Genomic DNA, 26,027 nt, shown 5'->3' on the forward strand with positions numbered 1-26,027 from the left:
CGTTCAACAAGGACGGGAACGGCCCGACGTACACGTACACGATCAAGCTGGTGCACAACATTACGACGGACAGTCCGGAGAGCAACCCGGACAACGTGGCTAACCTGACGAAGACGGTCACGCAGACGATCCATTACGTTTACGGCAGCAACACGGGGAAGGCCGGCCAGACGGCCGCCAAGGATGCGACGGCATCGATTACGTTTGACCGGACGGCTACGTACGACCACGTTACCAAGCAGGTGACGTACGGCGCATGGAGTCCGGCAAGCGGGGACTTCCCGGCAGTGAAGAGTCCGGCAATTACGGGATACACGCCAAGTGCCGCAACATCAACGGAAGTTGATGACGTGACGCCGACGAGTGATAACAACGTGCAAACAATTACGTACAACGCTAACGCAGAAAGCGTTCAGGTACAGTATGTTGACCAGACCGAAGGTGGTAAGGTGATGTCCACCGCCACGGTTGACGGGACATACGGCGCCACGGTTAAGTACGACCCAAGTGCAGTGATTAAGCAGTACGAAGCGAAGGGTTACAAGCTGGTGAAGAACGGGGTTCCGGCCAACGGGATTGTGTTCAACCAGGATGGCAACTACACGCCGTACCAGGTAGTCTTTGTACACGGGACGACAACGGAAACACCGGAAAGCAACCCGGACAAGTTAACGTTGACGAAGACGGTCACGCGGACGATTACGTACACGTACGCGGGGACGGACAAGCAAGCCGCTAAGCCAGTGACCCAGACGGTCACGTTCACGCGGACGGCGACGAAGGATAACGTCACGGGTGATATTACGTACAGTGACTGGACACCAAGTGGCAGCACGACGGATGCGGCAGTACCAAGCCCGAAGATTACGGGTTACACGCCAAGTGAGGCGGAGGTACCGGCAGCCACGATTAGTGCCACGGACAGTAACAGTACGGTCAACGTGACGTACACGGCGAATAAGGAAAGTGCGATTGTCAACTACGTTGACGCCACCACGGGGAAGGTCTTACATTCTGACACCATCACGGGGACGTATGGTTCCGCCAGCGATTACAACCCGAACACGCTGATTAAGCAGTATGAAGGGGAAGGATACCAGCTGGAGAGCAACAACTACCCGACGAACGGGGAAGTGTTCAACGATGATGGGCACCAGAACGTTTACACGATCAAGCTGGTGGAAGGAACGACGCAGTACACGCCAAGTGACAACCCGAAGGGGTTAGAGCTGACGCATACGGTCACGCAGACGATCCACTACAAGTACGCTGATGGAACGCAAGCTAAGCCGGATCATACGGCATCAATCACGTTTGACCGGACGGCCACGGAAAACAACGTCACGCACGTGATTACGTACAGTCCGTGGACGAACACGGGAACAACGGACGAGTTTGAGCCGGTGACGACGCCAGCAATCACGGGGTACACGCCGAGTGCCGCCGCGAGTGCGGCGGTGGACGATGTCACGGCCACAACGCCGGACAACGTCCAGACGATCACGTACACGCCGAACCAGGAAAAGATCACGGTCACCTACGTTGACGAAACGACGGGGAAGCAGTTGCATGTTGATACGCTGAACGGCGCATACAACACGACCAGCAGCTACAGCCCGGACACGGAGATTGCGGCGTTAGAAAAGGAAGGTTACGTCTTAGATAAGAACGGCTACCCGCAAGGGGGCGCAAAGTTCGATGTTGACGGGAAGGTGTTGAACTACACCATCACGTTCAAGCACGGGACGACGACCGAGACGCCGGAAAGCAACCCGGACAAGTTAACGTTGACGAAGACGGTCACGCGGACGATTACGTACACGTATGCGGGGACGGACAAGCAGGCCGCTAAGCCAGTGACCCAGACGGTCACGTTCACGCGGACGGCGACGAAGGATAACGTCACGGGAGACATTACGTACAGTGACTGGACGCCAAGTGGTAGCACGACGGATGCGGCAGTGCCAAGCCCGAAGATTACGGGTTACACGCCAAGTGAGGCGGAGGTACCGGCAGCCACGATTAGTGCCACGGACAGTGACAGTACGGTGAATGTCACGTACACGGCGAATAAGGAAAGCGCCACGGTGACATACGTGGACGCGACAACGGGGAAGACGTTACAGACGGACGACGTCACGGGGACGTATGGTTCCACGAGTGATTACAGTCCGAATGCGACGATCCAGAAGTACGAAGACGAAGGTTACAAGCTGGAGTCGAGTGACTTCCCGAGCGGGGGCATCACGTTCAACAAGGACGGGAACGGCCCGACGTACACGTACACGATCAAGCTGGTGCACAACATTACGACGGACAGTCCGACAAGTAATGCTGATAAGGTCAAGAACCTGACCGATACGGTTATCCGGAAGATCATTTACCAGTACGCGAACGGGAAGAAGGCGGCTAACGCCGAGACCGAAACGATTAAATTCACGCGGACGGCATCCTTCGACCACGTAACGGGGAAGGTCACGTACAGTCCGTGGAAGGCGGTTGGTAAGGACGACTTCGCACCGGTTAAGTCGCCGAAGATTTCCGGGTACAACCCGAACGTCAGCGTTGTGCCGGAGGTTGATAACGTCGCCGCGGGGACGGCTGATAAAACGGTCACGGTCATCTACGGGGCTGATACCGAACGGGCAACGGTCACGTACGTTGATGACACAACCGGCAAGCCGTTGAAGACGGTCACGTTACACGGCAAGTTTGGGACGACGAGCGCTTACGACCCAGAAAAGCAGGTTAAGCAGTACGAAGCGCAGGGTTACAAGCTGGTTAACAGCAACTACCCAACTGATGGTGTGCGGTTCGACCAACCGAACACGGTTCAGCACTTCGTAGTGCACCTGAAAGAGGGGACGACAACGTACACGGCAACGGATAACCCGCAGCACCTTGACCTAACGCATACGGTTAAGCGGGTCATCACCTTCGTTGGACCAAACGGCCAACAGCTTGCTCCAACGGTGACCCAAACAGTTACGTTCCACCGGACGGCCACAAAGAACGACGTCACGGGCAAGGTTACGTACAGTCCGTGGACTGCCGACGGGAGCGCAACGTTTGCTTCGGTAACGGTGCCAACGGTTGCTGGGTACACGCCAGCCGAACTCACCGTTCCGGCAATGGCCGTAACGGCAACAACGGGTGACACGACGGTAACTGTCAAGTACAGTGCAGCGCCTGTTGCCGCTGAAACGCACCCGCAGGGACTGGCTGCTGAAGAGAATGATTCACACGCCGCAAGTCAGGGCGCTAACAAGGGCGCCACGCAGTTGCCGGATACCGGTGACAGCCAGACAAACGGGCTGTGGGGACTGATTCTCCTGGCGGTTGCGGGGGTTCTCAGTTCACTGGGAATTAAGTCCAACAAGCGAAACGACGGAAAGAACCGGTAAAACCGGGGAAACGGGGAGGCCGTGCCATTAGGGCGCAGCCTCCCTGTTGCTTTCGCGCCAAAGTAAGCGGACGGGGTGGGACCGTTCCCGCGAATCGATGACTCTCAGTTCGTTCAGGGGGCGTCCACCCCGTTCGTTTTCTGTGGTTCAGCATTTTTCCTTGTCCGAAAGAGAAGCCGGACGATTTCTGAAAAGCAACCAGTTAAAGTTAGGGAAAAACATAAGCATTCATCTATCTTTTTAGCTGTTAATGTGGTACAGTGCTCCTTGAATGGGAGTACTGGTACCCTAGTGAAAGGAGTGCACACTATAATGAAGAAAACAATGATGGCAAGTAGTATTGTTGGCTTACTGGCACCACTTCTAGTGGGACCGACCGTGTTCGCAGCTCAATCGACGTCAACGCAGGGAAGTAGCAGTGTAGCAGCTAGTCGCCAAGTAGCGGCTTCCTCGAGTTCTGTGGCGGGGCCGGTTAGTTCCTCATCCCAGGCAACGAGCAGCGCGTCCACTGATAACCAGCCAGTCCAGGCGCAGTATTTTGGGCGGAATACCGCAGTTCAACCGGGAAATTCTGAGATAATCGATGCGACAACGGGTGATACAACCCATGCCTGGGGTTTTGACCAGGATGTCGTAAACATCCTTTCGCCGGTATACGTGAACGATAACGGCGCCGGAACGAGTGCGTCCGGGCAGGTGCCACTCCCGGTCTATCAGAACGCCGGCGAACTGGTGGCTGCTTTAGAACAGCGCGGCCTTAGTCAGCAGCAGATTAGTGAAATGGTGGCGGTGATGATGTTGACGGCGCAGGGAACGTATAAGGGGGACTACACCCCGATTAAGAACGTTTCCAGCAGTGAACAGGCGGCCATCTATAACTATCAGGTGCAGTCGGTTCTGGATCTTATTGCCGGGCAGAAGGACCCGCACCAGGCGGCGTTTATTAAGAGTAACTTTACCCCGTTCCAGCAAAAGCTGTACGATGCAGCACTGGCGAACGCGAACGTGGACGTCTCGGCGATGACGACGGCGTCCCTCGTAACACCGGGGACCAACCAGCCAATCACGAAGTTGCAACTTAACCTGAAAACAAACGAAACTCCTCAGTTTGCGTTAAATTCAAGTTATCTGGGAGCACCGGTGAAGGTGAGTCAGATTCTTCCGGCGGGTTACCAGGTGATTGATGCGGCCACTAACCAACCGGTCAGCGAGTTAACCACCGGGAAGACCTATTACGTGAAGACGAATAAGGCGGTTGCCAAGGCAACGGTTGCGATGAATTACGTTCAGGACACCTTCCACCTCTTCACCTCAAACTGCAAGCCGATCATGCTTGACGAGTGGGAGATTAGCGCAACGATTACGCCGCGGGCAGCCAGCCAGATTCCGGTATACTACAACAGTAACGGCGGGTACATCGGTAGTTTGCCGACCTACAACGGCTACCCGGTGATTCGGATTACGGGAATGGAAGGATACCGGAACGTTAGTGCATCGCGGCACATGTACGACCGCAACAACTACCACGCATCGCGGCAGAAGACGTACGAAGGGTTAATGACGCAAACGTCAATGCTTGCGAACCTGACCCTGGATGTGTTTGCTGACGTGCCGACCCCAACCCCGGCGCCAGAATCATCCAGTTCATCCAGTGCGGGGAGTAGTTCCCAGCAGGCAGTTTCAAGTAGTAGTAAGCGGTCAGCAACCGGTTCAACTACGGCATCGTCCCGGACGAGCAGCGTACGGGTAGCAACTGCACAACGGAAAGAACCGTTAGCCGGTCAGTCGACAACCAGCCGGTCCCAGCAGCAAGTGGTGCCGGCCAGTGCATCATCAAAACAGCAGCGGGTTCTTCCGGAAACGGGGAACCAGCACAGCACCGTTTTAGCGGTCATTGGAGGATTGCTTGTTGCGGTGGGGGCAGTAGTCCTTGCTGGCTGGACGAAGCAGAAGAAGGTCAAGTAGTTCATTAGGTAACCGGGACGGGGCAGTTGGATGCTTCGTCCCGGTTTTATGGTGGCCTGCTGAAATAGTAATTTGATTTTTATTAAAAACTACTAAATATCCGGCAAACCGATTGTGTTCAGCCAGAAAAGGGTGCATCATTACTACGTGAAGGTCTCTACATAGACCGGGAAAAGTCTCTAAATTAAGGAGTGTTAGGAATGCGAAAGAATGTTATTAAGTTAACGTGCCTGGCAAGTGCTGCGTTGCTTGCGCAGGGGGTGACCGCCCCAATCATGGCGGACACCGTTGCCGGGTTAAACGCCGAAACGGGGGTTACCAGTCAGCACAGTAACGGGACGCGGAACGCGCGAACGCCGCTACGGTTTGCGACGAGCACCTCAGTAGCTGCGTTGAGTAGTAGTTCAAGCAGCAGTAGTTCGTCCAGTGCGGTGAACTGGTCATCAAAGGACACGTACACCGTGATGGGAACCCTTCCGTTAGCGCAGCCGAACGACGTATGGCAGGCAACGGGTCCGAACAACGCTACCGAAATTGTTTACAGTTACAACCCGGGTTACGCGACCCCGGCGGAAAACGATGACGGCATGGGGGATTCGGTGGTTGACGGTGAACCGGACGCGACGGTGAACTACCAGCGGATTTCCGCGTGGGACGCAACGTCACAGGATGGCTTTAACGGCCAGAACGTTAACGAGATTGCCGCTGTTCTGTATGCCGGCTACCCGAACTGTCTGGGGAACACGCAGAATATTTACTCTGCCCCGATTAGCAACAGCCAGGTGAACCAGTGGTACCAGGCGTACCTGCAAAAGACTGGGCAAAATTCTGCAGAGTATTCCCTTGATCAATACGAATATGATATGACACAGTACGCTATCTGGGGTGTCGAGGGGAACGTTGCCGGTGGCAGCAACGCAGGAACGGCCCAATCGCAGTACAAGAACGACCCGCTTTCCCTGGCTCTGTACAACTACGGGGTGCAGCACCCGTTGAACGCTAAGCAGGTGGCCCAAAACGGGGTGCAGTTGCTGAACGCCAACGGCCAGCCGATTGGTGCAAAGCAGGTCTACACGATTGACCGGTCCACCGGCCGTTCCAAGGACTTCCAGGTGGTTAACGGGGATATGACCGTACCATCATCAAAGGACTACTACGTGGCCGACGCTAACGGCAACAAGGTAAGTGTGCTGGTGCCGGGCGTTAAGTACCACGTTGTGTTATCGGCTAACGGAACTAATCCAAAGTCCATTAACATGCTGTGCAACTACGTGCAAACGGAGTCGGTGGACTTCTACCACTCGGATGTCCCGGCGGCCACTTCGCTGTCTGGCCAGCCGAACACGGCCAAGCTGCCGTGGGCTAACATGATTGGGATGGGCGTTACTACCGGGAACGTTACGCTGAACTTTGCGGTGGTGTCATCCTCCTCGTCAAGTTCATCAGCGGTTAGCTCCTCATCGAGTTCGTCCGCCAGTTCGTCATCAAGCTCAGTAAGTTCGTCGAGTTCCTCATCAGCTTCGTCAAGCTCGTCCTCGTCTTCTAGCTCATTGAGCTCATCGTCAAGTTCGGCCGTTGACTCGAGCTCATCAAGCTCTTCATCAAAGTCGTCTTCATCGAGCTCTTCTAAGTCAAGCTCATCAACGAAGACAGTCGCCAAGACGAGCTCATCATCAAAAGCAACGAATGCTAAGTCGAGCTCATCTTCAAAGGTAGCGGATAACAAGACCAGTTCGTCTTCAGTGGCGCCGGTCGACCAGTCAAGTTCATCCGTCGCAGCCGACCCGAACGCTAGCTCCTCATCGAGTGCGGTGCAGCCGGCAACGAACACGTCAGTGGCAAGCAGTAGCCAGAAGCCGGCCACAGCTGATAACAAGGTTCCAGCGGCTTCGGCAGGAGCACCAACAACGGCTAAGCACGCCGCAACCAGTGCGCAGCGGACAAGCACGAACCGGCACGTGGCCCCAGCGGCCAACAAGGCGGTACTGGCCCACGGAGCAACGGACAAGCAGGCGGCTGACGCCCAGTCAGTTGCAACGCAGCGGCACGACAAGCGTGCTTTACCAGACACCGGTGATGCGGTTGCTGCCGGGTTAACCCTGACGGGAATGGCTGCCCTGCTCGGTGGTGCTGCCCTGGTCTTAAAGAAGCGGAAAGACTAAGATAACTAAACGCGCTAGTCTTCTTGGCTAGTAAAGTGAACGAAAGGTTGGGACAAATGAGTCCCGGCCTTTTTGTTATGCCTATTGGAAAACCGCTAAGCCAATCAGCAGAGCGCCCGCAAGGAAGGGGATGAAGGGGAGCGAACGGCCGGAGCGGCGGAGAAGAAACGCAAGCAGGGCCGCTCCGGCCGCACCAAATAGAACCGCACAGGCAAAGCGGGGACCGTAAAGGAGGGCCACTGCTCCGGTTAAAACGACATCGGCACTTCCCAGTTGGCGCCGCCAGGCAAGCGCGAGCAACGGTCCCAAAATAAGGAGGATGAAGCCCGGGTGGAGCCTGATGGTGGTGAGAACAACCGGAAGGGTGAGTGTTCCCAGAAGAAGGGTTCCGCCCCAGAGCATTCCGGGACAGACCGTCTGGGTCGCCGCATCCTCGCCGGTCAGGATTGCCAGCCACGTAACCAGGATGATGAGGTGGACGGGCGGAAGCTTTGTGCACCACCATTCCGCAAGGATAATCCCAGTACAGGCTAGTTCACTTCCGGTGGACTGCCAGCTAATGGGCTGGCGACACCACGCGCACCGCCCCCGCTGGATTAAAACGCCAACCACGGGAATTAGTTGCCACCATGTCAGCTGGTGGTGACAGTGCTCGCAGACTGACCGGCCCCACGGTGACTGGTGGTGAACGTACCGGGTAACCATACAGGCGGCAAATGATCCGCCCGCAAGCCCGCCAACGGTAAGGATGATGAGGTTAAGAATGTTGTTCATGTCATGCGCTCCCTTCTAGTTTTTAATTAGGGCGGAATTGAGGGGATTTGGCATGCAAAATTAATTTAACCGGGGAATTGACACCCTTTCGGTTCGCATGGTATCCTAGTCGAGGTGCTGATGTGAACAGTTCTCCCGCTTTGCCGGGATCATGCTGACTGGGAGCAGGTTAGCATACATTGCTCACACGCCGTTGTTTTTTAGCCCTTAAAAAGAAACTCCTGGATGTGTGTGCTTGAATTTTGATTTAATAACAGGAAGGAGGAAGCTTTAGATGCCTACAATTAACCAATTAGTTCGGAAAGGGCGTAAGTCTAAAGGTTCAAAGTCAAAGTCCCCGGCATTAAACTACGGGTACAACAGTTACAAGAAGGTTCAGGTTGCCAACCCGTCCCCACAGAAGCGGGGCGTTGCAACGCGTGTTGGTACGATGACGCCGAAGAAGCCTAACTCAGCTTTACGGAAGTACGCACGTGTGCGGCTGTCAAACCTGATGGAAGTGACTGCCTACATTCCAGGAATCGGCCACAACCTCCAGGAACACAGTGTTGTGTTAGTTCGTGGTGGTCGTGTAAAGGACCTTCCTGGGGTTCGTTACCACATCGTTCGTGGGGCGCTCGATACTGCTGGTGTTGAAGACCGGCGTCAGGGTCGTTCCAAGTACGGTACGAAGAAGCCGAAGAAGTAAGGCGAACGAATTTAGAACTCGAGGAGGTTTTTTAAATGCCAAGAAAAGGTGGCGTACAGAAGCGTGAAGTGCTGCCAGATCCAATTTACAACTCCAAGTTGGTTACGCGGTTAATCAACCGGTTAATGTTGGACGGGAAGCGCGGTAAGGCTTCAAAGATTTTATACGAAGCATTTGACATGATTAAGGAACAGACCGGGAACGATCCGATCGAAGTGTTCGAAGAAGCCATGAAGAACGTTATGCCTGTTCTTGAAGTTAAGGCGCGGCGGATCGGTGGATCAAACTACCAGGTTCCGATTGAAGTGCGGCCAGAACGGCGGACAACGCTTGGCTTACGGTGGATTGTAAGCTACGCCCGGCTGCGTGGCGAACACACAATGTCAGAGCGGCTGGCGAAGGAAATCATCGATGCATCTAACAACACCGGTGCTTCCGTTAAGAAGCGTGAAGATACGCACCGGATGGCTGAAGCTAACCGGGCATTCGCACACTACCGCTGGTAATTATTTAAGTGGCTATTATGGCTGTGACTATAATGGCCATTTTTTTGAAACTAAGCAAACGCAACGCATACATTTTGTGGAAGGAGAAGATTCTCAATGGCTAACAAACGTGAATTCCCATTGGAAAAGACGCGGAACATCGGGATCGTTGCCCACATCGATGCTGGGAAGACGACGACGACCGAACGGATTCTGTACTACACGGGAAAGATTCATAAAATTGGTGAAACGCATGATGGTGCTTCCCAAATGGACTGGATGGAGCAGGAACAGGAACGGGGGATTACGATTACGTCTGCCGCAACGACTGCTCAGTGGAAGGATCACCGGATTAATATCATTGACACGCCAGGGCACGTGGACTTTACGGCCGAAGTTGAACGGTCACTCCGTGTTCTTGACGGGGCCATCGTTGTCCTTGATGGTCAGTCTGGGGTAGAACCGCAGACCGAAAACGTATGGCGGCAGGCAACGGAATACGGGGTTCCGCGGATCGTGTTCGTTAACAAGATGGACAAGATCGGGGCAAACTTCGACTACTCCGTTGACACGATTCGGGACCGGCTGCAGGCTAACCCAGTGCCGGTTCAGATGCCAATCGGGGCCGAAGATAACTTCCAGGGGGTTATTGACCTGATTGAAATGAAGGCCGACCTCTACGATGAAGACGAACTTGGGTCAGAATGGGACGTTGTTGACATTCCGGACGACTACAAGGAAGAAGCTCAGGCCAAGCGGGACGCCATGATTGAAGCCGTTGCTGACGTTGACGACGACATCATGGAAAAGTACCTTGAAGGGGACGAAATCAGCTCTGAGGAACTGAAGAAGGCCATCCGGAAGGCAACGTTGAACCTTGACCTTTACCCGGTCTTTGCTGGTTCTGCCTTCAAGAACAAGGGTGTTCAGATGATGCTTGATGGGGTGAATGACTACCTGCCATCACCACTGGACGTTAAGCCGTACACCGCTACGAACCCGGAGACGGATGAAGAAGTTGACCTGATTGCTGATGACACTAAGCCGTTCGCCGGGTTAGCCTTCAAGATTGCAACGGACCCATTTGTTGGGCGGTTAACGTACCTGCGGGTTTACACCGGAACACTGGAATCAGGGTCATACGTCCTGAACGCAACCAAGAACAAACGTGAACGGGTTGGGCGGCTGCTTCAGATGCACTCCAACCAGCGAAAGGAAATCCCAGAAGTCTTCTCCGGGGACATTGCTGCCGCTATCGGATTGAAGAACACGACAACTGGGGACTCCCTGACTGATCCGGATCACCCACTGCTGCTTGAATCAATGGAATTCCCGGACCCAGTTATCCAGGTTTCCGTTGAGCCAAGTTCAAAGGCTGACCAGGACAAGATGGACATTGCCCTCCAGAAGCTGGCCGAAGAAGACCCGACCTTCAAGGCTGAAACCAACCCAGAAACGGGTGAAACGCTGATCGCCGGAATGGGTGAGCTGCACCTGGACATCATCGTTGACCGGATGAAGCGTGAATTCCACGTGGAAGCTAAGATCGGTGAACCACAGGTTGCTTACCGTGAAACATTCACCAAGCAGGTTTCCGCCCAGGGTAAGTTTGTGCGGCAGTCTGGTGGTAAAGGGCAGTACGGGGATGTTTGGATTGAATTCACCCCGAACGAAGAAGGTAAGGGCTTCGAGTTCGAAGACGCCATCGTCGGTGGGGTTGTTCCGCGTGAATACATCCCGTCAGTTGAACAGGGGTTGAAGGAAGCCATGGCCAACGGTGTGCTGGCTGGATACCCACTGATCGACGTTAAGGCTAAGCTCTACGATGGTAGTTACCACGAAGTTGACTCAAGTGAAGCGGCCTTCAAGGTGGCTGCATCCCTGGCATTAAAGAATGCCGCTAAGGATGCCGGTGCCGTAATCCTTGAACCAATCATGAAGGTTGACATTGTTACGCCAGAAGACAACCTTGGGGACGTCATGGGACACGTTACTGCCCGGCGTGGTCGGGTTGACGGAATGGAAGCACGGGGGAACGCTCAGTTAGTCCACGCTTACGTTCCGTTGGCTGAAATGTTCGGTTACGCTACGACGCTGCGGTCCGCTACCCAGGGACGGGGGACGTTTACGATGTCCATGGACCACTACGAGGCTGTACCGAAGTCTATCCAAGAAGAGATTATCAAGAAGAACGGCGGCAACGCTGGCTAGTTCAGCGGAAGCCGTTAATAAAGCCCGGTTGGCAGGTTGCCAGCCGGGCTTTGTTTACGTTTTAAACCACGGGGAGTCCCAGCGTGAAGTGACCCTAGCAATTCTTTAAAAGCCCGTTAATTGTGCTTGCGTCGGGTAGGGCTGTTCGCTAGAATTATAGGAGGTACACGGGTTCAAGTTTTGAACTATTGTGAATGATACGATAGATGGAGATAACGCGGAATGAAGAAGATGATTGTCAGGGGTGGCCAGCGGTTATCCGGTGAGGTAACGATTGGCGGGGCCAAGAATAGTACCGTTGCGTTAATTCCGGCGACGGTGTTGGCAGAAACGCCCGTTAAGCTTGATAGCGTTCCGGATATTCTGGACGTGCATAACTTAATGTTGATTTTAAAGTCGATGAACGTAAAATCGCAGTTTAATCACGGTGAGCTGCTGATTGACCCCACGGCGATTGTTCAGGCGCCACTTCCGGGGGATGTTATCCGGAGTCTGCGGGCGTCCTACTACTTTATGGGGGCGCTTTTGGGGCGGTTTGGCCAGGCGACGGTGAGCTTCCCGGGAGGCGACAACATCGGCCCGCGCCCGATCGACCAGCACATTAAGGGCTTCCGGGCCCTGGGCGCAACGGTGGTTGAGCAGGGCGATACTGTCCGCATTACGACCGGGCCGGAGGGACTCCACGGGGCCCACATCTTCTTTGATTTGGTATCCGTCGGGGCCACGATTAACGTGCTCCTTGCAGCCGTTAAGGCGCACGGAACGACCATCATTGAAAACGCCGCGAAGGAACCAGAAATCATTGACCTGGCAACCTTTTTGAACAACATGGGAGCTCGGATTCGGGGCGCCGGAACGGGGGTCATCCGGATTGAAGGGGTGGCTCACCTGCGGGCGCAGAACACCCACACGATTATTCCGGACCGGATTGAAGCGGGCACCTACCTTGCGTTTGCGGCGGCGAACGGTGACGGGGTGCTGGTGCGTAACGTGATTAAGGAACATCTTGATCCGTTTATCGCTAAGCTGACCGAGATGGGGGTTAACCTTGAAATTGATGACGATAAGATTTACGTTCCGGGAAACGACCATCTCCGGCCGATTATCGTGACGACGGCGCCGTTCCCGGGGTTTGCAACCGACCTGCAGCAGCCGATTACGCCGTTGCTGATGTGTGCGCAGGGGACCTCGACGGTGATTGATACGCTCTACCCTAAGCGGATTCAGCACGTGAAGCCCATGCAAATGCTGGGCGGGAAGATTACAACCCATGACGGGATTATTCGGATTGACCACTCGGCCGAACTTCACGGGGCCACGATTACGGCCAATGATATTCGTGCCGGGGTGGCCCTGTTGGGGTTGGCGTTGATGGCGGACGGGACAACCGTGATCGAACACGCCGACAACATTCTTCGCGGGTATGACCGGATTATCACGAAGTTCCGCGGATTACACGTTCATATTGATGTGGTTAACGATACGACCGGGGAGGAGTAGTCGTGGGAAAGAGTCCGAAGAAGAACGGGGTAACGTTACGCGAGCTGGAGCAAAAAACGCTCCGGGAACTGTACGAGGATGCCAAACGGTATGAAATCCCGTATTACAGCAAAATGAATAAGAAGGAGCTGGCCCTTGCGGTTGTCCGGGCGGCGGCCCAGGAAGCCGGCTATTACTACATGCAGGGAATTCTCGACATCATTCCGAGTGAAGGGTACGGTTTTTTGCGCCCGTTAAACTACGGCCCGTCCCAGGAGGACATTTACGTCTCGATTTCCCAGATTCGGCGGTTTGGCCTTCGCAACGGGGATGAGGTTGCGGGGGTGGTCCGGCCGCCCCGGCATAACGACAAGTACCACGGATTGATGCGGGTGGATACGGTCAACGGCAAGGATCCGGAGCAGGCGAAGAACCGGCCGCATTTTCCGGGATTAACGCCCGTTTATCCGACCCAGCAAATGAAACTGGCGACCGGGAAAAGTCCGTTGGCTCCGCGGCTGGTGGATCTCTTTGCGCCGGTGGGGTTCGGTCAGCGGGGGTTGATCGTGGCTCCGCCTAAGGCCGGAAAGACCAGTCTTTTAAAGCGGATGGCTAAGGGAATCACCGCCAACTATCCGGATGCGCACGTAATTATTCTGCTAATTGATGAGCGGCCCGAGGAAGTAACGGACCTTGAACGGAGTGTGAGTGGCGAGGTCGTTTACTCGACGTTTGACCAGCGGCCGGAAAACCACGTTCGGGTGGCCGAGCTGGTTCTTGAACGGGCGATGCGCCTAGTGGAAGACAAGCAGGACGTTGTGATTTTGCTGGACTCCCTTACCCGCCTTGCCCGGGCATACAACCTGGTCGTGCCGCCAAGTGGCCGGACGCTTTCCGGGGGATTGGATCCGACAGCTCTCTTCAAGCCGAAACGGTTCTTTGGGGCGGCCCGGAATATTGAGGATGGCGGGAGTCTGACAATTCTTGCCACGGCACTGGTTGATACCGGAAGCCGGATGGACGACGTTATTTTTGAAGAGTTTAAGGGAACCGGTAACCAGGAACTGCAACTTTCGCGGGAACTGGCGGAAAGGCGGATTTTCCCGGCGGTGGACATTAAACGCTCGGGAACGCGCAAGGAGGAGTTACTGCTGGACAAAACAACCCTTGATGCGGCCTGGAAGGTCCGGAAGATGGTTGGAAATAACCCGGTTCAGGACACCAGTCGGGTATTAAGGATGATGCGGCAAACGAAGGACAATGTCGATTTTTGCCGCCAGATCGAAAAGGTCGATTTTCCGGGGAAAAGGTAATTGCGGTTCGCTAACATTCATGGTATGATGACTGGCGTACTATTAATTATTAATTTAACTCTGGCTCAGCAAATGACCCAGGGCAAAGGAGCGAAATACAATGAAGCAGGGGATTCATCCAGATTACCATCAGGTAGTATTCATGGACTCATCAACGGGTTACAAGTTCCTGTCAGGTTCAACGGCAACGTCAGACGAAACCGTTGAATGGGAAGACGGCAACACGTACCCACTGATTCGGGTTGAAATTTCATGTGACTCACACCCATTCTTCACCGGGAAGCAGAAGTCAGCTAAGGCTGATGGTGCGGTTGACCGGTTCAACAAGAAGTACGGGTTTACCAAGTAACCATCAAAGTGGTTATTACGGGGTTGCGGCACAGACCGCGGCCCCGTTTTTGCGTATTTGGAGCATGTTCCCCAAATAATGAGGAAAAGAATCCAAAAAAGAGAGTGAAACCGCATAAAATCAATGGTTACCCCTTGTATTCGCGGGTTAAAAGTAATATGATAGTAAACGTGCTTGTCATGGGACAAGTATGCACATTTGAGCGATGATGTGAAAGGTTGCGACACGCCCGGATGCTTTGCCATGAGCGTGGCGGTAATTTTCACGGAGCGAGTCTTATTTTTAAAATGGACGAAGGAGGGAACTAAATGGCTAAGCAAAAGATTCGGATCCGGCTTAAGGCTTACGAGCACCGGATTCTCGACCAGTCAGCGGACAAGATCGTTGAGACTGCTAAGCGGACGGGAGCAATGATTTCAGGCCCAATTCCGCTGCCGACAGAACGAACACTGTACACGGTTATCCGTTCACCACACAAGTACAAGTATTCACGGGAACAGTTCGAAATTCGGACGCACAAGCGGTTAATTGACATCGTGAACCCAACGCCGAAGACGGTTGATTCATTAATGAAGCTTGATCTACCGTCCGGGGTTGACATTGAAATCAAGTTATAATTAAGCATTACAAAAAATTGGAGGTGTACTCATGGCCACAAAAGGAATCTTAGGAAAGAAAGTCGGGATGACACAGGTCTTCACCGAAAAGGGTGAGCTGGTTCCGGTTACCGTTGTTGCCGTTAACCCAAACATTGTTATGCAGGTTAAGACAATGGAAAACGACGGCTACGAAGCAATCCAGCTTGGGTTTGATGACCAGAAGGCTGTTCGTGCCACAAAGCCGGCTGAAGGTCATGCAGCAAAAGCAAAAACTGCTCCTAAGCGCTTCGTTCGTGAAATCAGGGATGTTGAGCTGGGAGACTACAACGTCGGTGATGAATTAAACGCTGACGTATTCGAAGCAGGCGACATCGTTGACGTAACGGGTACGTCCAAGGGGAAAGGCTTCCAGGGTAACATCAAGCGTTGGAACCAGCACCGCGGACCAATGGCCCACGGGTCACGTTACCACCGGCGTCCAGGTTCAATGGGGGTTATCATCAACCGGGTATTTAAGGGTAAGATGCTCCCAGGCCGGATGGGTGGTAAGCAGGTTACGATCCAACACCTTGAAATCGTTAAGGCTGATACAGAAAACGGCGTACTGTTAATTAAGGGTAACGTTCCTGGCGCAAACAAGTCATACGTTATCGTTAAGAGTACGGTTAAATAAACTGAGGAAGGGAGGATCAGTCGATGCCTAAAGTTGCATTATTTAAACAGGATGGTAGCAAGAATGGCGAAGTTGAATTAAACGACAGCATTTTTGGTATCGAACCAAACGACAACGTAATCTTTGACGCGGTAATCATGCAGCAGGCTTCCCGCCGGCAGGGAACACACGCGGTTAAGAACCGGCGTGCCGTTTCAGGTGGGGGCAAGAAGCCGTGGCGGCAAAAGGGTACCGGTCGTGCCCGGCAAGGTTCCATCCGTGCTCCACAGTGGGTTGGCGGTGGAACGGTCTTTGGCCCGCAACCACGGTCATACAGCTACAAGTTACCACGGAAGGTGCGGCGCTTAGCAATCAAGTCAGTGCTGTCACAGAAGGTTATTGACAACAGCCTCGTTGTTGTTGATTCACTTCAGTTTGACGCACCAAAGACAAAGGAATTTGCACAGGTGCTGGCTAACCTAGATGTGAAGACAAAGGTTTTAGTAGTTCTTGAAAACGATAATGAGAAAGCTGCTTTAGCTGCACGGAACCTTGCAAATGTCACGGTAATTCCGGCTAAAGGTCTGAACGTCTTAGACGTGGCTAAGAATGACAAGATGGTCATTACCAAAGAAGCTCTTTCTCAGGTAGAGGAGGTTCTTGCATAATGGATGTACGCGATGTAATTTTACGCCCGGTTGTTACGGAAGCCTCCATGGCTGAAATGGACAACAAGCGTTACCAGTTTGACGTCGATGTTCGCGCCACAAAGACCCAGGTGAAGAACGCTGTTGAAAAAGTGTTCAACGTCAAGGTTGCTAAGGTCAACATCATGAACATTAAGGGCAAGAAGAAGCGGATGGGCCGTTACGAAGGCTACACAAAGAAGCGTCGTAAGGCAATCGTTACTTTAACTGCCGATTCAGACGAAATTAAGTTATTCGCCGAAGAATAATTCTAGAGTAGGAGGGAAACAAAGTGGGAATCAAGAAATACAAACCAACCACTAACGGTCGTCGTAACATGACCAGTTCCGACTTTGCTGAAATCACAAAGACGAAGCCAGAAAAGTCACTGCTTGTATCACAAAGCAAGACCGCTGGCCGGAACTCATACGGTCACATTACTGTCCGGCACCGTGGCGGTGGCCACAAGCGCCAATACCGGCTGGTTGACTTTAAGCGGACTAAGGATAACGTTCCTGCAACGGTTAAGGCAATTGAATACGACCCGAACCGGTCAGCAAACATTGCCTTAATTGTTTACGAAGACGGGACGAAGTCATACATCTTAGCGCCAAAGGGCTTAAAGGTTGGCATGAAGGTTGAATCAGGTGCGGATGCCGACATCAAGGTCGGGAACACCTTACCGTTAGCTAACATCCCAGTTGGAACCGTTATTCACAACATTGAATTAAAGCCGGGTAAGGGTGGCCAGTTAGTTCGGTCAGCCGGAGCATCAGCTCAGTTACTTGGTAAGGAAGGCAAGTACGCCATTGTTCGGCTGACATCTGGTGAAACCCGGATGATCCTGTTAACATGCCGGGCAACCATCGGAACGGTCGGAAACGAAGAGCATTCACTTATCAACATTGGTAAGGCTGGCCGGAACCGTTGGGCAGGTAAGCGGCCAACGGTCCGTGGTTCTGTTATGAACCCGAACGACCACCCGCATGGTGGTGGTGAAGGTAAGGCCCCAATCGGACGTCCAAGCCCGTTATCACCATGGGGTAAGAAGACAATTGGTAAGAAGACGCGTTCAACGAAGGCGCGGTCAAACAAGTTCATTATTCGTGGCCGGAAGCGGCGTTAATTAACGGCTAGCGGTCAAGCGAAAGGAGGAAAAACATGAGTCGGAGTTTAAAGAAGGGCCCATTTGCTGATGCGCACTTATTAAAGAAGATTGAGGCGCAGGCGGACCAGGAAAAGAAGTCTGTCATCAAGACTTGGTCACGGCGGTCAACGATTTTCCCAAGTTTCATTGGTTACACGATTGCTGTTTATGATGGTCGGAAGCACGTCCCGGTTTACATTCAGGAAGACATGGTTGGCCACAAGCTCGGTGAGTTTGTCCCAACACGGACGTTCCACGGTCACAGTGGTGACGACAAGGCAACAGGCGTTAAGTAATCGAGGGAGGATTAGGACATGGCTGAAGAAATTACATCAGCAAAGGCAACTGCTCGGATGGTTCGGATTCCGGCACGGAAGGCGCGTCTGGTCCTCGATTTGATTCGCGGCAAGAGCGTTGCTGAAGCACTTGGAATTTTAAAGTTCACACCAACAGCTGGTGCTGAAATCGTTGAAAAGGTTTTGAATTCCGCAATCGCAAATGCGGAAAACAACTTTGATCTGGATGCTGAGGACTTATACGTTAGCGAAACGTTTGCTAACGAGGGACCGACACTCAAGCGGTTCCGTCCCCGTGCTAAGGGTTCCGCTTCACCGATTAACAAGCGGACAAGCCACATCACAGTTGTTGTATCTGTTAAATAAGGAGGGATAAGCGTGGGTCAAAAAGTAAATCCAACGGGATTACGTGTCGGCATCATCCGTGACTGGGATGCAAAGTGGTACGCTGAAAAAGATTACGCTGCCAACTTACACGAAGATTTACGTATCCGGAAGTTCATTCTGAATAAGTTAGCCAACGCTTCAATCTCACAGATTGAGATTGAACGGGCTGCTAAGCGCGTTAACATTTCAATCCACACCGCTAAGCCAGGAATGGTAATCGGTAAGGGTGGTTCCGAAGTTGAAAAGCTGCGGAAGGAATTAAACAACCTGACCGGCAAGCGTGTACACATCAACATTGTTGAAATCAAGAAGCCTGACTTAGATGCTAAGCTGGTCGGCGAAGACATCGCCCAGCAGCTTGAAAACCGGATTGCTTTCCGGCGGGCAATGAAGCAGGCCATTCAACGGACAATGCGGGCTGGTGCTAAGGGAATCAAGGTTCAGGTTGCCGGCCGGCTGAACGGGGCTGACATGTCTCGGATTGAACACTTCTCAGACGGAACGGTTCCGCTGCACACATTGCGGGCTGACATTGACTACGCCTGGGTTGAAGCGCACACGACATACGGTAAGTTAGGTGTTAAGGTTTGGATTTACCGTGGTGAAATCCTGCCTACTAAGAAATCAGATCGTAAGTAAGGAGGGGAATAATCAATGTTAGTACCAAAGCGGACAAAGCATCGGCGTGAGTTCCGTGGTCACATGCGTGGCGAAGCCAAGGGTGGCAAGACCGTTACGTTTGGTGAGTTCGGGTTAAAGGCGCTCGATTCACATTGGATTACCAACCGGCAGATTGAAGCTGCCCGTGTTGCCATGACGCGTTACATGAAGCGTGGTGGGAAGGTTTGGATCAAGATTTTCCCTCACAAGTCATACACGGCTAAGGCTATTGGTGTCCGGATGGGTTCCGGGAAAGGGACGCCAGAAGGATGGGTTGCACCGGTTAAGCGCGGTAAGGTAATGTTTGAAGTTGGCGGGGTTCCTGAAGAGGTTGCCCGTGAAGCATTACGGTTAGCATCGCACAAGCTCCCGGTTAAGACAAAGATCGTAGCACGCGAGGAAGTAGGTGGCGAATCTAATGAAGGCTAAGGAAATTAAAGAATTAACCACTGACGAAATGCTTGAAAAGGAAAAACAGTACAAGGAAGAGCTCTTCAACCTTCGTTTCCAGCTGGCAACGGGTCAGTTAGAGAACACCGCCCGGCTTAAGGAAGTTCGGAAGACGATTGCTCGGATTAAGACGGCACTCCGTCAACAAGAATTAAACAACTAAGAATACGAAAAGGAGGTTAACCACGCATGAGCGAAGAACGTAACCAGCGTAAGGTATACAAGGGCCGCGTTGTTTCAGACAAGATGGACAAGACGATTACCGTTGTTGTTGAGACGTACAAGAACCACAAGACGTACGGTAAGCGGGTTAAGTACTCAAAGAAGTTCATGGCCCACGATGAAAACAACGAAGCTAAGATTGGCGACATCGTCACCATCATGGAAACACGGCCGCTCTCAGCTAAGAAGCGGTTCCGCTTAGTTGAAATCAACGAAAAGGCTGTTATCATCTAACAGTTTAATTACTTTGATTCGTATTCTGACCTAATAACGAAAGGAGGACACATACTGTGATCCAACAAGAAAGTCGTTTGAAAGTCGCTGATAACTCTGGGGCGCGCGAACTCTTAGTAATTAAGATCCTTGGTGGTTCCCGCGTTAAGACCGCTAACATCGGCGATATTATTGTTGCTACTGTTAAACAAGCAACACCAGGTGGCGTTGTCAAAAAGGGTGACGTTGTCAAGGCGGTTGTTGTTCGGACGAAATCTGGTGCACACCGGGCAGACGGTTCATACATCAAGTTTGATGAGAACGCTGCTGTTATCATCGGTGATGACAAGTCACCTAAGGGTACGCGGATCTTCGGACCAGTTGCCCGTGAACTCCGTGACGGGGACTTCATGAAGATCGTCTCCTTAGCACCGGAAGTATTGTAATATGACCGACTGGCAAGGAGGTGCGAGTAAGAATGTTCGTTAAGAAGAATGATAAGGTTAAGGTTATCGCGGGGAAGGACAAGGGCACGGAAGGTGTCGTTGAGCAGGTTATCCCGGCTGCTAACCGGGTGGTTGTTAAGGGTGTTAACATCGTTAAGAAGCACCAGAAGCCAAGTAACGCTAACCCAAACGGTGGGATCATTGAAGTCGAGGCTCCCATTGATGCATCAAACGTAATGCTCATCGACCCGAAGGACGGCAAACCAACCCGCGTCGGGTACAAGGTTGTCGATGGCAAGAAGGTCCGGGTTTCAAAGAAGTCCGGCGAGACGTTAGATTAGTTTGACAGGAAAGGAGGACATCGTCTTCATGGCAAATCGTTTAAAGGAAAAGTATGAAAATGAGATCGTGCCGTCAATGATGGAGAAGTTTAACTACACTTCAATCATGCAGGCACCTAAAGTTGACAAGATCGTGATCAACATGGGGGTTGGTGACGCCGTAAGCAACGCCAAGAACCTGGACGAAGCGGTTGACGAATTAACCCTGATTGCTGGGCAGAAGCCAGTGATTACGCGGGCCAAGAAGTCCATTGCCGGTTTCCGTCTGCGTGAAGGGATGCCGATTGGTTGTAAGGTAACCCTGCGGGGCCAGCGGATGTACGAATTCTTAGACAAGTTAGTTTCCGTTTCACTTCCGCGTGTGCGGGACTTCCACGGTGTTAGCAAGCGGGCCTTTGATGGCCGGGGAAACTACACCCTGGGGATTCGTGAACAGCTGATCTTCCCAGAAATTGATTTTGATAAGGTTAACAAGGTTCGTGGGATGGACATTGTCATTGTTACGACGGCCAACACCGACGAAGAATCAAAGGAACTGTTAACCCAGCTCGGAATGCCATTCGCTAAATAAGAGGAGGTTTAAACATTGGCTAAAAAGTCACAAATTGCTAAGAACAAGCGGCCAGCAAAGTTCTCAACGCAGGAATACACCCGTTGCCAACGTTGTGGCCGGCCACATTCTGTTTACCGGAAGTTTAAGTTATGCCGTGTTTGCCTGCGCGAACTTGCTCATAAGGGACAAATTCCTGGCATGAAGAAGGCTAGCTGGTAATTCAGCGACTACAAGGACGAAGGAGGCAAAAATAACATGGCTATGAGTGATCCAATTGCAGATTTCTTAACCCGGATTCGGAACGCTAACATGGCGCACCACGAATCAGTTGAAATTCCTGCATCAAAAATCAAGCATGCCATCGCTGATATCCTGAAGGACGAAGGATTTATCCGCGATGTTGAATACATTGATGATGACAAGCAGGGTATCATCCGTGTATTCCTGAAGTATGGTAAGAACAAGGAACGCGTTATTTCTGGTATTAAGCGGATTTCAAAGCCAGGATTACGTTCATACGTTAAGGCTGACGCTGTGCCGAAGGTGTTAAACGGGTTAGGGATTGCCATCCTGTCAACCTCAGAAGGGGTTATGACTGATAAGGACGCCCGTGCTAAGAACATCGGTGGCGAAGTATTAGCCTACGTTTGGTAAGATCTAATAACGACAGGAGGTGGCATACTCGTGAGTCGGATTGGTTATAAAGTAGTTGAGTTACCAGAAGGCGTTGAGGTTAAGCGCGACGGTAACATGGTAACCGTAAAGGGACCAAAAGGTGAATTAACCCGGGAATTCCCTGAAAAGATTACGATGAAGATTGATGGTTCAACGGTGTCCTTCGACCGGCCATCAGATGACAACAAGATGAAGTCACTGCACGGGACAACCCGGGCCAACTTCAACAACATGGTTGAAGGGGTAACAAACGGCTTCAAGAAGGAACTCGAGTTACGCGGGGTTGGGTACCGTGCTCAGATGAAGGGGAAGACCCTTGTATTAAACGTTGGGTACTCCCACCCAGTTAACTTTGAAGAAGAAGAGGGTATCAAGTTTGAATGCCCGTCTCAAACCCAGATTACCGTTTCCGGAATTGACAAGGAAAAGGTCGGCGACTGCGCTGCCCGGATTCGTGAGACCCGGAAGCCGGAACCATACAAGGGGAAGGGAATTCGTTACGTTGGCGAGTACGTACGGCGTAAGGAAGGTAAGACTGGTAAGTAATAAATATGCAGCATAACCGCTGTAACTAAATTAAGAGGTGAAAATTGTGATTTCGAAACCAGACAAGAACAAGACGCGGCAACGGCGTCACGCCCGTGTTCGGGGAAAGATTTCTGGTACTGCTGAGTGCCCACGCTTAAATGTTTATCGTTCAAACAAAAACATCTACGCTCAAGTAATTGATGACGTAGCGGGTGTGACGCTGGTTAGTGCCTCTACATTAGATATTGAAATTAGCGCCGGCACCAAGACTGAACAGGCGAGTGCAGTTGGTGCGCTGGTTGCTAAGCGTGCTGCAGACAAGGGTATCAAGGAAGTTGTATTTGACCGTGGTGGATACCTGTACCATGGACGCGTTCAGGCTTTAGCTGAAGCTGCACGTGAAAATGGCTTAGACTTTTAGGAAAAGGAGGAATACCGTTTATGACTTTTATCGATCCAGCACAATTAGATTTAGAAGATCGCGTTGTAGCAATCAACCGAATTACGAAGGTTGTTAAGGGTGGCCGGCGCTTACGGTTTGCTGCGCTGGTTATCGTTGGCGACCACAACGGTCACGTTGGGTTCGGGACCGGTAAGGCGCAGGAAGTTCCTGAAGCCATCCGGAAAGCCGTTGATGCTGCACGGAAGAGCTTAATTGAAGTGCCAATCGTTGGAACAACGCTTCCTCACGAAATCATCGGTCAATACAGCGGAAGCCGGATTATGTTGAAGCCAGCAACGGCCGGTTCTGGGGTTGCTGCTGGTGGCGCCGTTCGTGCCGTTATGGAACTTGCCGGGGTTGACGATGTGACAAGTAAGTCAATCGGCTCAAACACGCCGGTTAATGTTGTACGGGCAACCTTTGATGGGTTGACCCGGATGAAGAGTGCTGAACACGTTGCCGAATTACGGGGCGTTTCAGTTCAGCACCTGGCTGAATAAGAAGGAGGACTGAATTATGGCTCAGATTAAGGTTACGTTAAAGCACTCTGTCATTGGACGTCCTCAGTCTCAGCGGAAAATCGTTAAGGGACTCGGGTTAGGCCGGATTAACAGTTCAGCCATCGTTCCGGACAATGCCGCAATGCGTGGTGCTATTCGGAAGATTAACCACTTAGTCGACGTCGAACTGGTTAAATAATTACCATAATGATATAAGGAGGTGCCAACCCAATGAAATTAAATGAATTAAAGCCGAGCGAAGGTTCACGGAAAGCACGGATGCGTGTTGGTCGTGGGACTTCAGCAGGTAAGGGGAAGACCGCTGGCCGTGGCCAGAAGGGGCAAAAAGCTCGTAACACGATCCGGCTTGGTTTTGAAGGGGGCCAAATGCCATTCTTTCGGCGGATGCCAAAGCGGGGCTTCAACAACATTAACCGGAAGGAATACGCGGTTGTTAACTTATCAACGCTGAACGACCGGTTTGAAGATGGTGCCGAGGTTTCACCAGTTATCCTGGTTGAAAAGGGCATCGTTAAGAACGAAAAGGATGGAATCAAGATCCTTGGGAACGGCGAACTGAACAAGAAGTTGACCGTTAAGGCGCACAAGTTCTCCGCTTCAGCTAAGGAAGCCATTGAAGCCGCTGGTGGGAACGCTGAGGTGATTTAATGCTTAAAACAATGAAGAATGCCCTGAAGGTGAAGGAGATTCGCAAGAAGTTGCTCTTTACCCTGGGTATCTTGATTGTCTTTCGTCTAGGCACTTATATCACCGTCCCCGGGATTAACGCAAAGGCGCTAGAAACCGTTGCGTCAACGGGGTTAGTCAGTATCCTGAATACTTTCAGTGGTGGTGGGCTGACGAACTACTCCATCCTTGCAATGGGGGTTTCCCCGTACATCACCGCCCAAATTGTGGTGCAATTACTCCAGATGGACATTGTGCCGCGGTTTGTGGAGTGGAGTAAGCAGGGGGAAGTCGGTCGGCGGAAATTAAATCAGGTAACGCGTTACCTGACGATTGTGCTTGCGTTTGTACAATCAATTGGAATTACCGCTGGGTTTAACGCACTGAGTGGACTGCACTTAATTGAGCGGCCGAGCCTCTCAACGTACCTGATGATCGGGATTATCCTGACTGCCGGAACAATGTTTACGACGTGGTTGGGGGACATGATTACCGATCGTGGAATCGGAAACGGGGTATCCATTATCATTATGGCCGGGATTCTTGCCCGGACCCCGAGTGCAATCCATGAGGTTGTCAAGGAATGGTTCGGTTCAGCACCTGGAAACATCTGGGTGCCGGTGGCCGAGGTTGTTGCCCTCGTGGTAGCAGTCTTAATCATCGTGGTCTTTGTGACCTACGTTGAGGAAGCCAAGTACCGGGTGCCAATCCAGTATACCCGGCGGATGGCGGGAACGAGTGATAATTCGTTTCTCCCGTTGAAGGTGAACGTCGCTGGGGTGATCCCCGTGATCTTCGCTAGTTCGTTTATCGCAACGCCGCAGACGATTTTAATGGCCTTTACGTCGAAGTTCCAGGGCGCTACGTGGTTTAAGGTCGCAACAGACGTCTTTAACATGCAGACGGTTCCAGGAATGACGTTATACACCATCCTAATCATTGTCTTCACGTTCTTCTACGCGTTTGTTCAGGTGAACCCTGAAAAACTCGCGGAGAACCTACAAAAACAAGGAAGTTACATTCCGTCAGTTTGGCCGGGGAAGGAAACGCAGAAGTATGTTTCCCGGCTGCTGATGCGGTTGAGCTCAGTTGGGGCCCTCTTCCTTGGGTTTGTTTCACTGATCCCGCTGGTTGCATCGGCAATCTTCGGGTTGAACCAGTCAATCGGACTGGGAGGAACAAGTTTGCTGATCGTGGTCGGGGTTACGCTTGACACGGTCCGCCAGATGGAAGGCATGATGATGAAGCGGAAGTACGTCGGCTTCATCCGGGAATAGTTAACGCGAATAACAATGATTACAAGGACTATGACCAGTATGGTTGTAGTCCTTTTTTGGTGCTTGCCAATCATTAATATTAGCAACTACTCCATTTGTTTATTTTAAAAAGTAATTGACTTTAGAAAAAGCTAATTATATACTAGCGATAATCTTGTGAGAATATGGGGGATGCTCATGACAACGATTAAAAGTACTAGTTCTGCATCAACGGTAGCGACGACACTGAGACAGGTTAATGGGAAAATAAGGATATCCGTTGACCGGGATGGTGCATCTAATTATCAGGGAAATACGAAATTAGCTAGTATTATTGCTGAATTAAAGGGTGAAGTTTCGAATCTTCAGGAAGCAACGGAGCGGTATGCTAGTGCAATTCAACGGGCTCATGAAGCATACAAGGCGACTGATCGTAATTCATACAGGTGATTAAATG

33 protein-coding genes are annotated in these 26,027 nt (G+C 52.1%); 32 read left to right on the plus strand and 1 reads right to left on the minus strand.

Features of this window, described 5'->3' with window-relative positions; genetic code table 11:
* From QOR60_RS03705 to QOR60_RS03715, 3 genes are all read left to right on the plus strand, one after another.
* Positions 1-3,404, plus strand: a 3,404-nt coding sequence (locus QOR60_RS03705) for a mucin-binding protein (protein WP_408612550.1), incomplete at its 5' end; no start/stop codon positions are given.
* 312 nt (positions 3,405-3,716) lie between these two features.
* Entirely contained in the window at positions 3,717-5,369 is a 1,653-nt protein-coding gene (locus QOR60_RS03710; RefSeq protein WP_283582017.1) for an LPXTG cell wall anchor domain-containing protein, read from the plus strand.
* Positions 5,370-5,569: 200 nt separating this feature from the next.
* Entirely contained in the window at positions 5,570-7,531 is a 1,962-nt protein-coding gene (locus tag QOR60_RS03715; protein ID WP_283582018.1) for an LPXTG cell wall anchor domain-containing protein, read from the plus strand.
* Between the two features lie 81 nt (positions 7,532-7,612).
* Here QOR60_RS03715 and QOR60_RS03720 read toward each other — a convergent pair whose 3' ends face one another.
* On the minus strand, positions 7,613-8,305 hold the full coding sequence (locus tag QOR60_RS03720; protein ID WP_283582019.1) for a prepilin peptidase: 693 nt from the start codon (positions 8,303-8,305) through the stop codon (positions 7,613-7,615).
* Between the two features lie 274 nt (positions 8,306-8,579).
* On the opposite strand from QOR60_RS03720, the gene rpsL reads away from it, so the two are divergent.
* The 29 genes from rpsL (at position 8,580) to QOR60_RS03865 (ending at position 26,020) form a co-directional block, all read left to right on the plus strand.
* Positions 8,580-8,993, plus strand: a complete 414-nt coding sequence (gene rpsL / locus QOR60_RS03725) for a 30S ribosomal protein S12 (RefSeq protein WP_283582020.1) — start codon at positions 8,580-8,582, stop codon at positions 8,991-8,993.
* Positions 8,994-9,028: 35 nt separating this feature from the next.
* The gene (gene rpsG / locus QOR60_RS03730; protein ID WP_283582021.1) at positions 9,029-9,499 is read left to right on the plus strand and encodes a 30S ribosomal protein S7; all 471 of its coding nucleotides are present in this window, start codon (positions 9,029-9,031) and stop codon (positions 9,497-9,499) included.
* Positions 9,500-9,595: 96 nt separating this feature from the next.
* The gene (gene fusA, locus QOR60_RS03735) at positions 9,596-11,689 is read left to right on the plus strand and encodes an elongation factor G (RefSeq protein WP_283582022.1); all 2,094 of its coding nucleotides are present in this window, start codon (positions 9,596-9,598) and stop codon (positions 11,687-11,689) included.
* A 222-nt stretch (positions 11,690-11,911) separates the two neighbouring features.
* Positions 11,912-13,189: a UDP-N-acetylglucosamine 1-carboxyvinyltransferase gene (locus QOR60_RS03740; RefSeq protein ID WP_283582023.1), complete on the plus strand. Its 1,278-nt coding sequence runs from the start codon at positions 11,912-11,914 to the stop codon at positions 13,187-13,189.
* 2 nt (positions 13,190-13,191) lie between these two features.
* Positions 13,192-14,481, plus strand: coding sequence for a transcription termination factor Rho (gene rho, locus QOR60_RS03745; protein WP_283582024.1), 1,290 nt, complete (start codon positions 13,192-13,194; stop codon positions 14,479-14,481).
* Between the two features lie 100 nt (positions 14,482-14,581).
* Positions 14,582-14,830, plus strand: coding sequence for a type B 50S ribosomal protein L31 (locus QOR60_RS03750; protein ID WP_283582025.1), 249 nt, complete (start codon positions 14,582-14,584; stop codon positions 14,828-14,830).
* Positions 14,831-15,138: 308 nt separating this feature from the next.
* Positions 15,139-15,447: a 30S ribosomal protein S10 gene (gene rpsJ / locus QOR60_RS03755; RefSeq protein ID WP_283582026.1), complete on the plus strand. Its 309-nt coding sequence runs from the start codon at positions 15,139-15,141 to the stop codon at positions 15,445-15,447.
* Between the two features lie 31 nt (positions 15,448-15,478).
* Complete coding sequence (gene rplC / locus QOR60_RS03760) at positions 15,479-16,102, plus strand: 50S ribosomal protein L3 (protein WP_283582027.1); 624 nt, start codon at positions 15,479-15,481, stop codon at positions 16,100-16,102.
* A 23-nt stretch (positions 16,103-16,125) separates the two neighbouring features.
* On the plus strand, positions 16,126-16,749 hold the full coding sequence (rplD, locus tag QOR60_RS03765; protein ID WP_283582028.1) for a 50S ribosomal protein L4: 624 nt from the start codon (positions 16,126-16,128) through the stop codon (positions 16,747-16,749).
* On the plus strand, positions 16,749-17,036 hold the full coding sequence (gene rplW, locus QOR60_RS03770) for a 50S ribosomal protein L23 (RefSeq protein WP_283582029.1): 288 nt from the start codon (positions 16,749-16,751) through the stop codon (positions 17,034-17,036). Before rplD ends, rplW begins: the two co-directional genes overlap by 1 nt.
* Positions 17,037-17,059: 23 nt before the next feature.
* The gene (gene rplB / locus QOR60_RS03775; protein WP_283582030.1) at positions 17,060-17,893 is read left to right on the plus strand and encodes a 50S ribosomal protein L2; all 834 of its coding nucleotides are present in this window, start codon (positions 17,060-17,062) and stop codon (positions 17,891-17,893) included.
* 35 nt (positions 17,894-17,928) lie between these two features.
* Positions 17,929-18,210, plus strand: coding sequence for a 30S ribosomal protein S19 (gene rpsS / locus QOR60_RS03780; protein WP_283582031.1), 282 nt, complete (start codon positions 17,929-17,931; stop codon positions 18,208-18,210).
* An 18-nt stretch (positions 18,211-18,228) separates the two neighbouring features.
* Positions 18,229-18,576, plus strand: a complete 348-nt coding sequence (gene rplV, locus QOR60_RS03785; RefSeq protein WP_283582032.1) for a 50S ribosomal protein L22 — start codon at positions 18,229-18,231, stop codon at positions 18,574-18,576.
* Positions 18,577-18,588: 12 nt separating this feature from the next.
* Positions 18,589-19,236 carry a 30S ribosomal protein S3 gene (gene rpsC / locus QOR60_RS03790; protein ID WP_283582033.1) on the plus strand — a complete coding sequence of 216 codons (648 nt, stop codon included), beginning with the start codon at positions 18,589-18,591 and terminating at the stop codon, positions 19,234-19,236.
* Between the two features lie 15 nt (positions 19,237-19,251).
* A complete protein-coding gene (gene rplP / locus QOR60_RS03795; RefSeq protein ID WP_283582034.1) occupies positions 19,252-19,686 on the plus strand; it encodes a 50S ribosomal protein L16 in 435 nt (144 codons plus the stop codon).
* A complete protein-coding gene (gene rpmC / locus QOR60_RS03800) occupies positions 19,676-19,870 on the plus strand; it encodes a 50S ribosomal protein L29 (protein WP_283582035.1) in 195 nt (64 codons plus the stop codon). Before rplP ends, rpmC begins: the two co-directional genes overlap by 11 nt.
* Before the next feature lie 26 nt (positions 19,871-19,896).
* Complete coding sequence (rpsQ, locus tag QOR60_RS03805) at positions 19,897-20,163, plus strand: 30S ribosomal protein S17 (RefSeq protein WP_283582036.1); 267 nt, start codon at positions 19,897-19,899, stop codon at positions 20,161-20,163.
* Positions 20,164-20,219: 56 nt separating this feature from the next.
* A complete protein-coding gene (gene rplN, locus QOR60_RS03810; protein ID WP_283582037.1) occupies positions 20,220-20,588 on the plus strand; it encodes a 50S ribosomal protein L14 in 369 nt (122 codons plus the stop codon).
* 32 nt (positions 20,589-20,620) lie between these two features.
* Positions 20,621-20,929: a 50S ribosomal protein L24 gene (gene rplX, locus QOR60_RS03815; RefSeq protein WP_283582038.1), complete on the plus strand. Its 309-nt coding sequence runs from the start codon at positions 20,621-20,623 to the stop codon at positions 20,927-20,929.
* 28 nt (positions 20,930-20,957) lie between these two features.
* On the plus strand, positions 20,958-21,500 hold the full coding sequence (gene rplE, locus QOR60_RS03820; RefSeq protein WP_283582039.1) for a 50S ribosomal protein L5: 543 nt from the start codon (positions 20,958-20,960) through the stop codon (positions 21,498-21,500).
* Positions 21,501-21,515: 15 nt separating this feature from the next.
* Complete coding sequence (locus tag QOR60_RS03825; RefSeq protein WP_283582040.1) at positions 21,516-21,701, plus strand: type Z 30S ribosomal protein S14; 186 nt, start codon at positions 21,516-21,518, stop codon at positions 21,699-21,701.
* A gap of 36 nt (positions 21,702-21,737) precedes the next feature.
* Positions 21,738-22,136 carry a 30S ribosomal protein S8 gene (rpsH, locus tag QOR60_RS03830; RefSeq protein WP_283582041.1) on the plus strand — a complete coding sequence of 133 codons (399 nt, stop codon included), beginning with the start codon at positions 21,738-21,740 and terminating at the stop codon, positions 22,134-22,136.
* 30 nt (positions 22,137-22,166) lie between these two features.
* Complete coding sequence (gene rplF / locus QOR60_RS03835) at positions 22,167-22,703, plus strand: 50S ribosomal protein L6 (RefSeq protein ID WP_283582042.1); 537 nt, start codon at positions 22,167-22,169, stop codon at positions 22,701-22,703.
* Positions 22,704-22,740: 37 nt separating this feature from the next.
* Positions 22,741-23,106: a 50S ribosomal protein L18 gene (gene rplR, locus QOR60_RS03840; protein WP_283582043.1), complete on the plus strand. Its 366-nt coding sequence runs from the start codon at positions 22,741-22,743 to the stop codon at positions 23,104-23,106.
* Between the two features lie 20 nt (positions 23,107-23,126).
* The gene (gene rpsE / locus QOR60_RS03845; protein ID WP_283582044.1) at positions 23,127-23,627 is read left to right on the plus strand and encodes a 30S ribosomal protein S5; all 501 of its coding nucleotides are present in this window, start codon (positions 23,127-23,129) and stop codon (positions 23,625-23,627) included.
* A gap of 16 nt (positions 23,628-23,643) precedes the next feature.
* Entirely contained in the window at positions 23,644-23,826 is a 183-nt protein-coding gene (gene rpmD, locus QOR60_RS03850; protein ID WP_283582045.1) for a 50S ribosomal protein L30, read from the plus strand.
* A 32-nt stretch (positions 23,827-23,858) separates the two neighbouring features.
* On the plus strand, positions 23,859-24,296 hold the full coding sequence (gene rplO / locus QOR60_RS03855) for a 50S ribosomal protein L15 (RefSeq protein ID WP_283582046.1): 438 nt from the start codon (positions 23,859-23,861) through the stop codon (positions 24,294-24,296).
* Positions 24,296-25,591, plus strand: a complete 1,296-nt coding sequence (gene secY, locus QOR60_RS03860; RefSeq protein WP_283582047.1) for a preprotein translocase subunit SecY — start codon at positions 24,296-24,298, stop codon at positions 25,589-25,591. Before rplO ends, secY begins: the two co-directional genes overlap by 1 nt.
* A gap of 177 nt (positions 25,592-25,768) precedes the next feature.
* Positions 25,769-26,020, plus strand: coding sequence for a TIGR04197 family type VII secretion effector (locus tag QOR60_RS03865; RefSeq protein WP_283582048.1), 252 nt, complete (start codon positions 25,769-25,771; stop codon positions 26,018-26,020).
* Positions 26,021-26,027: the final 7 nt, after the last annotated feature.

The organism is Ligilactobacillus hohenheimensis (genome assembly GCF_947381805.1).
GTDB classification, from domain to species: Bacteria; Bacillota; Bacilli; order Lactobacillales; family Lactobacillaceae; genus Ligilactobacillus; species Ligilactobacillus hohenheimensis.